The sequence below is a fragment of the Ruegeria sp. CDSC021 genome (assembly GCF_059610845.1).
Window position 1 is genome coordinate 81,144 of sequence record NZ_JBXWOK010000014.1, and the last position, 14,506, is coordinate 95,649.

Consider the following 14,506-nt stretch of genomic DNA (forward strand, 5'->3'; position numbering starts at 1 on the left):
ACTGGTTGATGGCACGGATCGGGGCCGATTTTCCAGCCCAACGGGCAAAAGAAAACGGGACCCCAATGGGGCCCCGTCACAAAAACCGAAACTTTGGGTCCGGCCTTATTCTTCTTCGCTTCCGACGACTTCGACTTCATCGGGTGCAACATCACCCTCTTCGCCCTCTTCGTCATCGCTTGTAGCCAGGCCGGTTGGGGCCGAGATGTTGGCGATCACAAAGTCACGGTCGATGGTCGGCTTGGTGCCAGCAGGCAGATCGACCGACGAGATGGTGACAACGTCGTTGATGTTCAGACCGGTCAGATCAACGGTGATCTTCTCAGGAATCTCACCAGCGGTACACATCAGCTCGACCTCAGGACGGACAACGGTCAGAACGCCGCCTTTCTTGATGCCGGGGGCCTCTTCCTCGTTGATGAAATCAACCGGAATAAACAGTGCGATCTTGGTGGTCCGACGCAGGCGCATCAGGTCCAGGTGGGTCGGCAGGTCTTTGACAACGTCACGCTGAACGTCGCGGCAGATGACGCGAACGTCTTCCTGGCCTTCAACCTTCAGGTTCCACAATGTCGACTTGAACCGGCCCGCTTTCAGGCGCTTGAACAGTTCGTTGAACGGGATCTGGATCGGCAGCGGCTCTTTGTCGCCACCAAAAACAATGCCCGGAACCATGCCGTCGCGGCGTGCCTGACGAGCGGCGCCCTTGCCTGTCCCCGTCCGTTCCAGAGCTACGAGATCGGGAATCTCTCCAGCCATGATATTTCTCCAATGTTAGGGCGGGTATCCTCCAAGGCTGTATACCCGCGTGAAGCCGCGTCCTTAGCTTGATTCATTGAGTTTGGAAAGGGGTTTTTGCAGCTCGTCTATTTTGCGAGGCTCTGTCCCGCGCTCCGAGGTATTTTCGGCCAGATGAAGCAGGGAATCCTTTCTTCAACTGGCTCTAAATATCTCGGGGGAGGCGGCCAATCGGCGACAAGGACAGAGCCCCCATGCGCGCGATCAATCTGTCCAGCTCCCTCCGAAGTCTTTCGGGACAAGCAAATTGTGCCGGCCCAGATCGCTCACATTGCGTTCACCGCAAAGCGCCATGGTCGTATCAAGTTCTTTCTGAATGATCTCAAGTGCCGTGGTCACGCCTTTCTGGCCCATTGCGCCAAGACCGTAAACAAAGGCGCGCCCGATAAAGGTGCCCTTCGCGCCAAGTGCCAGTGCTTTCAGAACGTCCTGGCCAGATCGGATGCCACTGTCCAGATGCACTTCGATGTCGTTTCCGACAGCGTCCATAATCTCGGGCAGGACACGAATGGAACTGAGCGCACCGTCCAACTGGCGTCCGCCGTGGTTTGAAACCACGATGGCATCGGCGCCCAGCTTGGCGGCCATCTTGGCATCCTCGGAATCCAGGATACCCTTGAGGATCACCTTGCCGCCCCATTGGTCCATCAGCTTTTCAACTTTGCCCCAATCCAGGCTGGGGTCGAATTGTTCCGCCGTCCATGTGCCCAGCGATCTTGTATCAGTGATATTATCAACATGGCCAACAATATTGCCGAAGTTCCGCCGTTTGGCGCCTAACATTTCGATGCCCCAGGTCCATTTTGTCATCAGATTGGCGATGGTCCTAGGCGTCAGCTTCGGCGGCGCGGACAGACCATTCTTTAGGTCCTTGTGGCGCTGCCCGAGTATTTGCAAGTCCAGGGTGATCACAAGGGCCGAACATTTTGCATCCTTGGCGCGTTGGATCAGCCGAGAGACATAGTCCTGATCCTTCATGGTGTAGAGTTGGAACCAGAAGGGCGCAGTGGTGTTCTCGGCCACCTCCTCGATAGAATTGATTGACATCGTGGACAGGGTAAAGGGGACGCCAAAAGCCTCGGCTGCTTTGGCGGCTTTGATCTCACCATCCGCGTGCTGCATGCCGGTCAGACCAACGGGGGCAAGGGCAACAGGCATGGTAACATCCTGTCCGATCATCTGCGACGCCGTCGTGCGCCCGGTCATATCAACCGCTACTCGCTGGCGCAGGCGGATATCTTCGAAATCCGAGCTGTTGTCGCGAAAGGTCTGCTCGGTCCAGCTGCCGCTTTCGGCATAGTCAAAGAACATGCGCGGGACGCGTCGTTCATAGATGTGTTTGAGGTCTTGGATATTGGTGATGACGGGCATGAGATGCGGCTTTCGAAAGATTGGTCCTTTTTCTTTACCAATTTTTCGAAAGCCTCGCAACGCCACGTTTCTGTGCGCAACGTTAGGTGCAATAGAAAAACCGCAGCCGGGTTGCGCCGACTGCGGTCAAGATTGCGAAACCGGTCGTTGAATCAGGCCGAATGTGCCCCATCTGCCAGCGATTTGACAAAATCCAGAACTTCACCAACCGACTTCCCGGCGGCGATCTGGCTGACAATGGCCGAGCCGACCACAGCGCCATCGGCAACAGTTGCGATTGCCCGCGATTTTTCCGGGGTATTGATTCCAAAGCCCACGATCACTGGCAAATCCGTGGCGGATTTGATCCGAGAGACCTCGGGGCCTACATTCGTGGCCTGGGCTTCGGCTGCGCCTGTGATCCCCGTGATCGAGACGTAATACACAAATCCCGAAGTGTTCTGAAGAACGCGCGGAAGCCGTTTGTCATCCGTTGTCGGCGTGGCGAGGCGGATAAAATTCAATCCAGCCGCCTGTGCAGGCAGACAAAGTTCGTCATCTTCTTCGGGAGGCAGGTCAACGACGATCAGGCCGTCGATGCCAGCCTCTGTAGCGTCCGCCAGAAACCTTTCCACGCCGCGGCTGTAGATGGGATTGTAATACCCCATTAGCACAATAGGCGTTGTATCATCCGATTCCCGAAAAGCACGTGCAAGATCCAGTGTGCGTTGCAGGGTCATCCCGCCCTCTAGGGCGCGTTGTCCTGCTGCCTGGATGGTCGGACCATCCGCCATCGGGTCGGTGAACGGCAGCCCAAGTTCGATCACGTCGACACCGGCACCGGGCAAGCCCCTGACGATCTCAAGCGAGGTGTCGAAATCGGGGTCACCGGCCATGATGTAGGATACGAAGGCCTTTTTGCCCTCGGCCTTGAGGGCGGCGAACTTGGCGTCGATACGGGTCATCTGCGGTCCTTGCATACGGATTTGAACCTGATGTGCAGAAACTTTGCCCGGAAATCAATCCCGCTGGGCCAGATTGCTTCAGAACCCGTAGTGATAACGCATGAACACTGAGTTGACGCCGGGATTGAAACTGTCCGTGCTCGCGTTCGAATTATGGGTGATGGCCAGCGAGAGCTTGTTTCCGTTTTCCAGGGCATATCCAATTCCGAAAAGGCTGCGGATCTGGAAATTTCCGCCGAGATCATTGTCATCATTTGAGGCGTTGTAGTAGCCAGGCATCACGCTGGCCTCTGCGAACCACCGATCAGAGATCGTATAGAGACCGACCAAACCGGCGCCAATATGCGTGTCGGCATCTGCATCCACCGTCAGAGCCACACCCCAGCCAGCACTGAGGCGCGTGGCTTCGTGAAACGGGCTGTGCTGGTATTCCAGTGACACGACCGCCTGATCATTGCTGCTGGTGTGGGTGAAATCCGCATATCCTGCTCCCAATACGATGGACTGCCCGTGTGCCATGGTCGTGGTGGCCAGCAAAGTGCTCATTAAGAAAAGTGTTTTCATCTCGGTACTTCTTGGTTTTCTCAACTCCCTGTCAGTTGGTGACGTGGCAGTGGCAGAATCAAGTATTCGAAGTACACGTTTGATTAACAGATAAGTGATGTTGCAACTGGGACTCGACCTGTTGCCGCCGTCCGGGTTGCGCATTTGCCCGGACGTGAATAGAAGACGCCGTCGTATCGCTTCAGGAGGCCGAGATGGGCTTTAAAATGGGAATCGTGGGTTTGCCGAATGTGGGCAAGTCGACTCTCTTCAATGCGCTGACCAAGACAGCGGCTGCTCAGGCGGCGAATTTCCCGTTCTGCACCATTGAACCCAATGTGGGTGATGTGGCGGTGCCCGATGACCGGCTGGACAAGCTGGCGGCGATTGCAAGTTCAAAGCAGATCATCCCGACGCGAATGACGTTTGTGGATATCGCGGGCCTGGTAAAGGGCGCGTCAAAGGGCGAGGGGTTGGGCAACCAGTTTCTGGCCAACATCCGTGAGACTGACGCCATCGCTCATGTGTTGCGCTGCTTCGAAGATGGTGATGTGACCCATGTCGATGGCCGCGTCGATCCCGTGGCGGATGCCGATACGATTGAGACCGAACTGATGCTGGCCGATCTGGAAAGCATCGAAAAGCGCCGTGCCAATCTGGTGCGCAAGCTGAAGGGCAACGACAAAGAGGCACAGCAACAGGAACGTTTGCTTGCCGAAGCGCAGGTCATGCTGGAAGATGGCAAACCCGCGCGTCTGGTCGAAGTTAGCGACGAAGACGACAAGGCGTGGAAAATGCTGCAACTGCTGACCACCAAACCGGTTCTCTATGTCTGTAACGTCTCGGAAGAAGAGGCTGCCGAGGGCAATGAATATTCAGCCCGTGTGGCTGAAATGGCCGCAGCGCAAGGCAACTCGCACGTCATTATCAGTGCCAAGATCGAAGAAGAGATTAGCCTGCTGGAAGAGGACGAAGCGCAGATGTTCCTCGAGGAAATGGGGCTGGAAGAGCCAGGTCTCGACCGTCTGATCCGCGCAGGCTACGACCTGCTGAAGCTGGAAACCTATTTCACCGTCGGCCCGAAAGAGGCCCGCGCCTGGACCATCCGCACCGGCACCGCCGCGCCGCAGGCTGCTGGCGTCATCCATGGCGATTTCGAAAAGGGTTTCATCCGTGCTGAAACGATCGCCTATGACGACTATGTTTCGGCAAACGGAGAGCAAGGCGCCAAAGAGGCAGGCAAGATGCGCGCCGAAGGCAAGGGCTATGTCGTCAAGGATGGCGATGTGATGCACTTCTTGTTTAATACCTAAGCGCCTTGGCATTGCGAACTGCAGAAAAGTCAGATGCGTCCAGTATCGCTGCCATCTCGATTGAAGTATGGATCGGAACCTACCTCAAACATGGTGTCAGTGGGATTTTTGCAGATTTCGCCTTGTCGGAATTCACAACAAGCAAAGTATTAGAACAGATTCAAAACCCGGATGAATTCATTCTGGTGTCCGACAATAATCAGGGGATTGACGGGTTCATCCGTGTTTCCCCTGCACGCATCGCCCCTGTTTCCGGGTGGTGGGGCATGGAGATATCGACATTCTACGTCCAGCCGCGCCATCACGGAAAAGGTATCGGAAGGCGTCTTTTGGCAGCTGCGCTGGAACATTGCCGGGATCAGGGGGCAGATGTGGTCTGGCTGATGACCAATGCTGAGAACACCTCGGCCATCAAGTTCTATCTGGCCAAGGGTTTTGAGTTCATTGGAGAGACCCACTTTCAGATCGACGATCAGAAGTATTTGAACAACGTCTATGCGTTGCACTTTTCCTGATCAGGGAATGAGGCCCCTTTCCAGACCAAATATTCTGTAAGACGGTCTTCTTTCCCTCTGCTTCAAGCGTTCATGCGCTTTGTGGCATCTTCCAGAATGAGGTCCGCGCCGCGCGCGGCCAGCATCATCACAGGCGCATTTGTGTTGCCTGAGGTGATGCTTGGAAACGAGGACGCGTCGACCACCCTAAGGCCTGCCACCCCATGCACCCGCAGTCGAGAATCCAGAACTGAATCCTGTTCCGATGTCCCCATGCGACATGTACAGCTTGGATGAAATATAGTTCCGGCGTTGGCGCGGAAATTCTCTAACATCTGGTCGTCATTCATCCGCGTAACATCTGGTTCTATCCGGGTCCGCGTAACACTGCGGATCGCCTCAGTCTGCGCCAGCTTCTGTAACACCCGACCCGCTTTGATAGCCATGTCGCAGTCATGGTTTGTGGAGAGAGAATTCGGTTGGATGGCGGGTGCATCCATGGGATCTGCCGAACGGATGTTGATCTCCCCTCTGCTTGTCGGCCTGCAGGGCTGGGCGCACAGAAGAAAGCCTGCTTCGGTATCAACGCCCGGCTGTCCTTTGGTGTCGGTCTTATAGGACATCGGATTGCAATAGATTTGCATATCAGCAAATTCGGCGGTTTCGTCCGAACGCACAAAGCCGCTGACCTGGTTGACGGGGACGCTGAGTGGCCCGCTGCGGGTCAGCAGATAACGAATACCGGACAACATCTGTCCCAACCGATTGCCAAGCGTATTATTCAATGTCGGCTCGGTCGCATGAAAGAAATGGGATATGCCAAGATGATCCTGCAATCCCTGTCCAACCTGCGACAGGTTATGGCGCACTTTGATGCCGTGCCTTTTCAACAGGTTCGCAGGCCCGATCCCCGAAAGCTGCAAGAGCTGTGGCGAGTTTACGGCTCCCGCAGACAGGATGACTTCACGGATCGCGAAGGACGTAACCACCTGACCTCCAACGTGATAGCGGACACCGGTGGCTTTGCCCTGATCCAGAATGACGTTCTGCACCAGAGCATTGGATACCACCCGCAGATTGCTGCGTTTCAGCGCAGGGCGCAGGAACGCGGCTGCTGATGACCAGCGGCGGCCGTTTTTGACGGTGCTGCGCAGGTTCATCATCCCTTCGGCGTCCTGACCGTTCAGATTGTCCGAAACATGCCAGCCCATCTGCCGTGAGGCCTCCAGAAAGTGGCGCGAAAACGGGTGCATGCCCTCACTGACATCACTGACCACAAGGGGTCCGTCCGTTGACGAAGGTGTTTGGCCTCTTTCGACATGGGTCTCGATCGCCTCATATGTCTGGCGAACCGTTTCCCAGTTCCAACCCTCTGCGCCTGCCTTGGCCCAGTCATCAAAATCATGCGAGAGGCCTCGCAAATATGCCATGGCGTTGATCGAGCTTGATCCGCCAATAACCCGCCCGCGCGGCCAATAGGCCTGACGGTTGTTCAACCCGGGATCAGCCTGGGCAGAGTAACACCAGTTCACCTTGGGATCGTTGAAGGTTTTGCCGTATCCCAGCGGTACATTGATCCAGAAACGGCGATCGGTTCCACCGGCTTCTATCAGCAACACTTTATGGCTGCCACACGCGCTCAGCTTGTTTGCCAGCACGCAGCCGGCAGATCCGGCGCCCACGATGATATAGTCGAAGGTCTGCGTCATCTCGAACCGTTTTGGGTAATAGGCCCCATGATTTGCACGCAAAGATTGTCAATTCAAACAATGTATATTACCCATTAGGCATAATTTTCATTGAAGGTAAGAAATGGCGAAACTGCCCCATGTCACCTGGTTGCGGGCTTTTGAAGTTGCCGCGCGTCACAACAGTTTCTCTGCGGCAGCAGAAGAGCTGGGGCTGACATCAGCCGCCGTCAGTCAGCAGATACGGTTGTTAGAGAAGCACCTAAACGTATCCCTGTTCGAACGCTTGCCGCGCGGGGTTGCCCTGACCGAAATCGGGCGGGCCTATGCGATGCCGGTTCAAAAGACGTTTTCCGAGTTAAGAGACGCAACCAGCGGCCTTTTCACCAATTCCCGCAGGCGGGTGGTCAAAATACGGGCCTCCATCTCATGTGCGGGGCTGGTAATCGCACCAAGACTGTTTGAGTTTGAAAACCTGCACTCCGACATCAAAGTGGACCTCTCCACCTTCGTCTGGGCGAACCGGTTTGGAGAGGAAGAAAGCGATATTGATATCCGGTTCGGCTATGGTGACTGGGATGACGGGATCGTCTCGCATCTGGGCCATGAATGTGCGGTGCCGGTCTGCCATCCCGATTATGCGGCATCTTTTGGCGCAGATCTGAGCATTCAAAATCTGGCCCAGGGCCGGGTCGTCGCAATCAAAGGGTCCGAGAATGACTGGATGAGATTGTCCGATCAATACACGCTCAATTTGGGGGCGCCCTCCAGAACGCTTCGAATGGATTCGTCATTTTTGGCCTTGCAGGCCGTCACGGCGGGGCAGGGCGCGGCCATGGTATTAGAAAGCTTTGCCCATGAGTACATTAAGCAGGGTTTGCTGGTGGCACCTTTTGATTACCGCCTGCCCATTCAACCTTCGCACTATCTGGTTAAGCGCAAAGGCGCTGAAGACCGCATCGAGGTACAGGTTTTCGCAAGTTGGGTGACGTCACTCTATTAGTGGGCTATTCCAGCGATACCCAAAGCACACGGGCATCTTCGGTACTGGTTGAAATACAGCCGTGCCCCATTCCACTGTCATAATAGAGCGAGTCCCCGGCTTTCATCGGCAGCGGTCGGTAGTGTTCCGACACAAAAGTCAGCTCTCCGCTGAGGACAAACATGAACTCTTCTCCAGAATGGCGAATCCAGTTTTCAAATTCGGAAATGTCGCGCGCCTTGATTGTCGCGATATAGGGCAGCATCCGTTTGCTGGTCAGCTCTGAACACAGCAATTCATGGATATATGTGGAGGTGTCCTTGATCTCACCGTCGCCCTTGGGCGTATAATCGCGACGGCCTGATATACCCGATTGACCGGACTGTAGAAACAGCTGCGGTGTGCTGAGGTCAAGCGCCTGTGTGAGCCGCCGAACAATATCAAAGCTGGGCTTTGTCTGGTTGTTTTCGATTTTTGACAGGGTTGATCGACCGATCCCGGCAGCACGACCGGCTTCTTCCAAAGTCCAGCCTTTTGCACGGCGCGCGTCGCGGATCGAGCGGCCCAGAGCCATACCCTCGTCCTGTTCGTCCATTCCGGAAACATCCGTTAAATTCTCTTCTGCCACGTGAAATCCCCCTGTTTTATCGATGCTTGCATAATTTCCAATCAAAATCAAATTCACCATTGTAAGAAAAATGTTGCCTTAAGGATGAAAATTCCACTATAGGAAACAAAGTTTCGCGAATTGGATTCGAAACCTTGGGAGGAGACCATGTTTAAAACGTCGCTGGCTGAGGCCGATCCGGTAATCTCTGCGTCGATTTCCCGTGAGGGTGCCCGTCAGGCGGATCAGATCGAACTGATCGCATCTGAAAACATCGTCTCGCAGGCGGTGATTGATGCGCAGGGGTCTGTGCTGACCAACAAATACGCCGAAGGGTATCCCGGTCGCCGGTATTACGGTGGCTGCGAATATGTCGACGAGGTCGAATCCGAAGCTATCGAGCGGTTGAAGAAACTGTTTGGGTGCGAATACGCAAACGTTCAACCTCATTCCGGCGCTCAGGCGAATGGAGCGGTCAAGCTGGCGCTGCTTAGCCCCGGTGATACGATATTGGGAATGTCGCTGGATGCTGGCGGGCACCTGACCCACGGCGCGAAACCCGCGCAATCGGGCAAATGGTTCCGTCCGGTGCAATACGGTCTGAACGATGCCGGGCTGATTGATTATGATCAGGTCGAGGCATTGGCAGAAGCTGAGAAGCCCAAGCTGATCATCGCGGGCGCATCGGCCTATTCGCAAAAAATCGACTTTGCGCGCTTTCGGGCAATCGCTGACAAGGTTGGGGCCTGGCTGCTGGCAGATATGGCGCATATCGCGGGGCTGGTGGCGACTGGGCTGCATCCGTCGCCTATTGGGCACGCTCATGTGGTGACGTCGACCACTCATAAGACCCTACGTGGACCACGCGGTGGGATCATCCTGACCAATGATGAAACACTCGCCAAAAAGATCAACTCGGCAGTGTTTCCGGGTCTGCAAGGTGGCCCGCTGATGCATGTGATCGCGGGCAAGGCTGTAGCCTTTGGTGAAGCTTTGAAGCCTGAGTTCAAAACCTACATGCAGCGCGTAGTCGACAGCGCGGCGGCTTTGGCGAATGTGATGATGGCGCGAGGCTGTGACATCGTTTCCGGCGGAACTGAGAACCATCTGATGTTGGTCGATCTGCGCCCCATCGGCGTGACTGGCAAAGATGCCGAGGCCGCGCTTGAGCGTGCAGGTTTTACTTGCAACAAAAACAGTGTTCCCGGCGATCCGCAAAAGCCAACGATTACCAGTGGTATTCGTCTGGGCACCGCTGCCGGATGCAGCCGTGGATTTGGCCCCGAAGAGTTTACAACGATCGGTCATCTGATTGGCAACGTGCTGGACGCTTTGGCTCAGTCGTCTGACGGGGATGCGACCGTCGAAAAAGAAACTCGTGAAAAAGTCCGCGCCCTTTGCGCGAGCCATCCGATCTACTGAGGTTAAATCATGAGCACCTATGACCTGATCGTTATTGGCGGTGGCCCCGGCGGATATGTAGCGGCCATTCGTGCCGCTCAGCTGGGCATGAATGTCGCTTGCGTCGAGGGGCGGGGTGCTCTTGGCGGGACCTGTCTGAATGTGGGGTGCATACCCTCCAAAGCGTTGCTGACCTCCTCGGCCAAATATGCCGAGATCAGCCATCTCTCCTCCCATGGCATAGAGGTCGAGGGGGCCAGCATCGACATCGGCGCGATGATGGGGCGCAAGGACAAGATCGTTGGTGACCTGACCAAAGGGATCGGATTCCTGTTCAAAAAGAACGGTATCGACCTGTTCGAAGGTTGGGCCAGCATTCCGGCTGCAGGGCAGGTTCAGGTCGGCGACACGATCCATGAGGCAAAGAATATCCTGATCGCCACCGGATCCGAGCCGACCTCGCTGCCGGGGATTGAGATTGACGAGCAAGATATCCTCAGCTCGACCGGGGCGATTGCGCTGGACACCGTGCCGGATCATCTGGTGGTGATCGGTGCCGGTGTCATCGGATTGGAACTGGGTCAGGTCTGGGCGCGTCTGGGTGCCAAAGTCACGGTGGTTGAATATCTCGACCGTGTTCTGCCCGGCATTGATGGAGAGATCGCCAAGCTGGCACAGCGCGCCCTGTCAAAGCGCGGGCTGAAATTCCAACTGGGCAGGGCGCTGAAATCGGTCGGGAAAACCGACGCGGGCCTGTCCCTGATCGTGGACCGGGTTGGCAAGGACAAGGAAGAAGTGATCGAGGCCGACAAGGTCCTGATCGCCGTAGGCCGTCGCCCTGTGACGCGCGGACTAGGGTTGGACGCGCTTGGCGTTGCCCTGAGCGCGCGCGGCTTCATCGAGGTTGATGGCACATTCCAAACCTCGGTCCCCGGCATCTATGCAATCGGTGACTGTGTGCCCGGACCAATGCTGGCGCATAAGGCCGAAGAAGACGGCGTCGCCTGTGTCGAAATCCTGGCCGGTCAGGCCGGGCATGTGGATTACAACACCGTTCCGGGCGTGGTTTACACCGACCCCGAGGTCGCCTCGGTCGGTTTGACCGAGGAGGCGCTGAAAGAGGCTGGCACTGACTACGCGGTCGGCAAGTTCGCCTTCATGGCAAATTCGCGCGCGCGCTCGACCGGCGAAACCGACGGTGCGGTCAAGGTGCTGGCCGATCCCAGCGGCAAGATCCTCGGCGCGCATATCTGCGGAGCGCATGGCGGCGACCTGATTGCCGAGTTGGTTCTGGCAATGACCAAATGCGCTACCGTTTCCGAAGTTGCCGCAACCTGTCATGCGCACCCTGCAATGGGCGAGGCGGTCAAAGAGGCCTGCCTTGACGCCCTGGGCCGTGCGATTCACGCTTAACGAGGATCAGCCAGATGACCATCCAGCTTCGCCCTCGCCACCCGGAAAAAGCCAAAAAGGCTGACAGTGTCATTCCGCGTAAACCGAAATGGATTCGGAAGAAACGGGTTGAAAGCGCAGAATTTTACGAAACCCGCCGCCTGATGCGTGACCATAATCTGGCGACCGTTTGCGAAGAGGCGGCTTGCCCAAATATCGGCGAATGCTGGTCCAAGCGCCACGCCACCATGATGATCATGGGCGAGGTCTGTACCCGCGGCTGTTCCTTCTGCAACGTTGCCACTGGCCGCCCCGACGCTCTGGACCAGTTCGAACCCGGCCGTGTGGCCGTTGCGGTGAAAAAGCTGGGCCTGCGTCATGTCGTGATCACCTCGGTTGACCGGGATGATCTGGCTGATGGCGGCGCTGAACATATTGCCCAAACCATCCGTGCTGTGCGCCACCAGAATCCCGGCACAACGGTAGAAGTTCTGACCCCCGACTTTCTGGGCAAAGGGGACGCGGCCGATCTGGTATTTGCGGCCGCCCCCGACGTATTCAATCACAATCTCGAAACGGTTCCGCATCTGTATCCCACGGTGCGTCCGGGCGCGCGGTATTACACTTCGCTGCGTCTGTTGGACGATGCCAAGCGCGCCAACCCCGAGATCTTTACCAAATCGGGCCTGATGGTCGGGCTGGGTGAAAGCCTTGGCGATGTGCGGCAGGTGATGGATGACCTGCGCGCCGCGAATGTCGATTTTCTGACAGTGGGGCAATACCTGCAGCCGACCGCAAAACATCACCCGATTGACCGGTTCTGGACACCGGAAGAATTCGCTCAGCTTGAGCAGATCGCACGCTCAAAGGGCTTTCTGCACGTGTCAGCCACGCCGCTGACCCGTTCGTCGTTCCACGCGGACGAAGACTTTGCCGCCCTCAAGCAAGCTCGCCAACGGGCGATTGCTGCCGGGGCATAATCCAAACGCGCTAGGGAGGAATACCATGGAAGCGTTAAATTCAATCGTAGGGGCCATCAATGGCGTCGTGTGGGGGCCGCTGATGCTGGTCCTCATTCTTGGCGTTGGCTTCTTCCTGCAGGTGGGGCTGAAATTCATGCCGATCCTGCGTATCGGCACGGGCTTTAAGCTGCTGTTTGCCGGTCGTGAAAGTCAGGGCGATGGGCAGATCAGCCCGTTCAACGCACTGATGACGTCGCTGTCGGCGACCATCGGTACGGGTAACATCGCCGGTGTGGCTACTGCTGTCTTCCTGGGCGGTCCGGGCGCTTTGTTCTGGATGTGGATGACCGCCCTGGTGGGCATGGCCACCAAATATGCCGAGGCTGTTCTGGCGGTGAAATACCGTGAGAAGGACGAGCTGGGCAACTTTGTCGGTGGTCCGATGTACTACATCAAGAACGGCCTGGGTGCGAAATGGGCCTGGCTGGGTGTTGCATTTGCCCTGTTCGGCGCAGTTGCAGCCTTTGGTATCGGCAACGGTGTGCAAGCCAATGGTGTTGCACAGGTTCTCGAAGCCAATTTCGGCCTGAATACCTCGGTCACCGGTGTGGTGCTGATGGTTCTGACCGCCGCTGTAATCCTGGGTGGTATCACGCGTATCGGTGCCGTTGCCGGTAAACTGGTTCCGTTCATGGCGATTGCCTATATCATCGCGGGTCTGCTGGTTCTGCTGATCAATATCGGTGAAATCGGCAATGCTGTGTCGTTGGTCTTCACCTACGCCTTCACACCCTCGGCCGCCGAAGGTGGTTTTGCGGGCGCAGCCGTTTGGGCCGCCATCCGCTTTGGTGTGGCGCGCGGTGTCTTCTCGAACGAAGCCGGTCTGGGTTCCGCCCCGATCGCGCACGCAGCAGCCGAAACCAAAGGTCCGGTAAACCAGGGCCTGATCGCGATGCTGGGAACGTTCATCGACACTATCATCGTCTGCTCGATCACCGGTTTGGCAATCATCGCCTCAGGTGCGTGGACCACGGGTGAATCCGGTGCCGCGTTGACTTCGGCCGCCTTCGAAATGTCGTTGCCGGGCATTGGTGGCTACTTGATCGCCATCGCGCTGTCGATCTTCGCCTTCACCACCATCCTCGGCTGGTCATTCTACGGAGAGAAATGCGTCGAATTCCTGCTGGGTGTCAAATCCCTGATGCCGTACCGCATTCTGTGGATTATCATGATCTACTTCGGCGCAACCGCGGATCTGGGCTTTATCTGGCTGCTTGCAGATACGCTGAACGCCATGATGGCTATCCCGAACCTAATCGCCTTGGCATTGCTGAGCCCAATCGTCTTCAAATTGACGAAAGAGTTCTTTGCCTCCGGTGGTAAGTCCGAAGAGCCGGGCGGCACGCCTGCCGAATAATCCGGGCACTGAAAACCTACGGGGGGCCATTCCGGCCCCCCGACTTGAAACAGAATTCCTATCTCGAGGAGAGGCGTGATGGCCACGAAAATCCTGCTGCCGATTGATCACTCTGACGACCGTTCCTGGAAACAGGCATTGCCGGTCGCATTGGAACAGGCGAAATTCTACGGTGCCGAACTGCATGCGGTCGCCGTCATCCCCGAGATCATCCAGCTGCCGAACCTGCCCGCCAATTATGGCGCCGGTGCCAAAGAGCATGTGCGCAACGCGGTTCAGGCCATCTTGGACAATGGTGACGCCGCGGGCGTTGCTGTCCATGTCCAAGAGGGCAGCGTCTACCGCGAAATTCTGAAGCTCGCTCACAAAGAGGGCTTCGACATGATCGTCATGGCGTCGACCAAGGGCGATTTCCCGAATTATGAAATTGGTCCGAACCTGGCACGCGTGGTGCGCAATGCGCATTGCACCGTCATGGTAGTTCGTGACCAGTCCCGCTGATCGAAAGGTACCTGAAATGACGGATATTAGGCGCACGCCTTTGCATGGTTTGCATGTTGAGTTGGGTGGGAAGTTGGTTGATTTTGCGGGCTG

The 14,506-nt window shown here is 56.5% G+C and carries 14 protein-coding genes; 8 read left to right on the plus strand and 6 right to left on the minus strand.

Annotation, left to right across the window (positions count from 1 at the left end):
* Positions 1-105: 105 nt before the first annotated feature.
* The 4 genes from AC2FGB_RS17885 to AC2FGB_RS17900 form a co-directional block, all read right to left on the minus strand.
* The gene (locus AC2FGB_RS17885; protein WP_142639464.1) at positions 106-759 is read right to left on the minus strand and encodes a 50S ribosomal protein L25/general stress protein Ctc; all 654 of its coding nucleotides are present in this window, start codon (positions 757-759) and stop codon (positions 106-108) included.
* A gap of 243 nt (positions 760-1,002) precedes the next feature.
* On the minus strand, positions 1,003-2,169 hold the full coding sequence (locus tag AC2FGB_RS17890) for an alpha-hydroxy acid oxidase (RefSeq protein ID WP_142639467.1): 1,167 nt from the start codon (positions 2,167-2,169) through the stop codon (positions 1,003-1,005).
* A 152-nt stretch (positions 2,170-2,321) separates the two neighbouring features.
* Entirely contained in the window at positions 2,322-3,113 is a 792-nt protein-coding gene (trpA, locus tag AC2FGB_RS17895; protein ID WP_281995895.1) for a tryptophan synthase subunit alpha, read from the minus strand.
* Between the two features lie 78 nt (positions 3,114-3,191).
* Positions 3,192-3,677, minus strand: a complete 486-nt coding sequence (locus AC2FGB_RS17900; RefSeq protein WP_142639471.1) for an acyloxyacyl hydrolase — start codon at positions 3,675-3,677, stop codon at positions 3,192-3,194.
* Positions 3,678-3,871: 194 nt separating this feature from the next.
* Here AC2FGB_RS17900 and ychF point away from each other — a divergent pair, with 194 nt between their 5' ends.
* Positions 3,872-4,969 carry a redox-regulated ATPase YchF gene (gene ychF, locus AC2FGB_RS17905; RefSeq protein WP_496694531.1) on the plus strand — a complete coding sequence of 366 codons (1,098 nt, stop codon included), beginning with the start codon at positions 3,872-3,874 and terminating at the stop codon, positions 4,967-4,969.
* Between the two features lie 11 nt (positions 4,970-4,980).
* Positions 4,981-5,484 (plus strand): GNAT family N-acetyltransferase, encoded by a 504-nt coding sequence (locus tag AC2FGB_RS17910; protein ID WP_334223320.1) that lies wholly within the window; start codon positions 4,981-4,983, stop codon positions 5,482-5,484.
* 62 nt (positions 5,485-5,546) lie between these two features.
* On the opposite strand, the gene AC2FGB_RS17915 is transcribed toward AC2FGB_RS17910, so the two are convergent.
* Entirely contained in the window at positions 5,547-7,172 is a 1,626-nt protein-coding gene (locus AC2FGB_RS17915; protein ID WP_281995924.1) for a GMC family oxidoreductase, read from the minus strand.
* Between the two features lie 103 nt (positions 7,173-7,275).
* Here AC2FGB_RS17915 and AC2FGB_RS17920 point away from each other — a divergent pair, with 103 nt between their 5' ends.
* Positions 7,276-8,154 (plus strand): LysR family transcriptional regulator, encoded by an 879-nt coding sequence (locus AC2FGB_RS17920; RefSeq protein WP_281995892.1) that lies wholly within the window; start codon positions 7,276-7,278, stop codon positions 8,152-8,154.
* Between the two features lie 4 nt (positions 8,155-8,158).
* Here AC2FGB_RS17920 and AC2FGB_RS17925 read toward each other — a convergent pair whose 3' ends face one another.
* A complete protein-coding gene (locus tag AC2FGB_RS17925; protein WP_185956736.1) occupies positions 8,159-8,728 on the minus strand; it encodes a helix-turn-helix domain-containing protein in 570 nt (189 codons plus the stop codon).
* A gap of 180 nt (positions 8,729-8,908) precedes the next feature.
* Between AC2FGB_RS17925 and glyA the strand changes: the two genes are divergently transcribed.
* The 5 genes from glyA to AC2FGB_RS17950 all read left to right on the plus strand — a co-directional run bounded on the left by glyA (position 8,909) and on the right by AC2FGB_RS17950 (position 14,413).
* Complete coding sequence (gene glyA, locus AC2FGB_RS17930) at positions 8,909-10,162, plus strand: serine hydroxymethyltransferase (protein WP_271951608.1); 1,254 nt, start codon at positions 8,909-8,911, stop codon at positions 10,160-10,162.
* Positions 10,163-10,171: 9 nt separating this feature from the next.
* A complete protein-coding gene (lpdA, locus tag AC2FGB_RS17935) occupies positions 10,172-11,554 on the plus strand; it encodes a dihydrolipoyl dehydrogenase (RefSeq protein WP_496690357.1) in 1,383 nt (460 codons plus the stop codon).
* Between the two features lie 14 nt (positions 11,555-11,568).
* Positions 11,569-12,513 (plus strand): lipoyl synthase, encoded by a 945-nt coding sequence (lipA, locus tag AC2FGB_RS17940; protein ID WP_496694530.1) that lies wholly within the window; start codon positions 11,569-11,571, stop codon positions 12,511-12,513.
* A 25-nt stretch (positions 12,514-12,538) separates the two neighbouring features.
* Complete coding sequence (locus AC2FGB_RS17945) at positions 12,539-13,912, plus strand: alanine/glycine:cation symporter family protein (protein WP_496690355.1); 1,374 nt, start codon at positions 12,539-12,541, stop codon at positions 13,910-13,912.
* A 78-nt stretch (positions 13,913-13,990) separates the two neighbouring features.
* Positions 13,991-14,413 carry a universal stress protein gene (locus AC2FGB_RS17950; RefSeq protein ID WP_142639489.1) on the plus strand — a complete coding sequence of 141 codons (423 nt, stop codon included), beginning with the start codon at positions 13,991-13,993 and terminating at the stop codon, positions 14,411-14,413.
* The last annotated feature ends 93 nt before the right edge of the window (positions 14,414-14,506 follow it).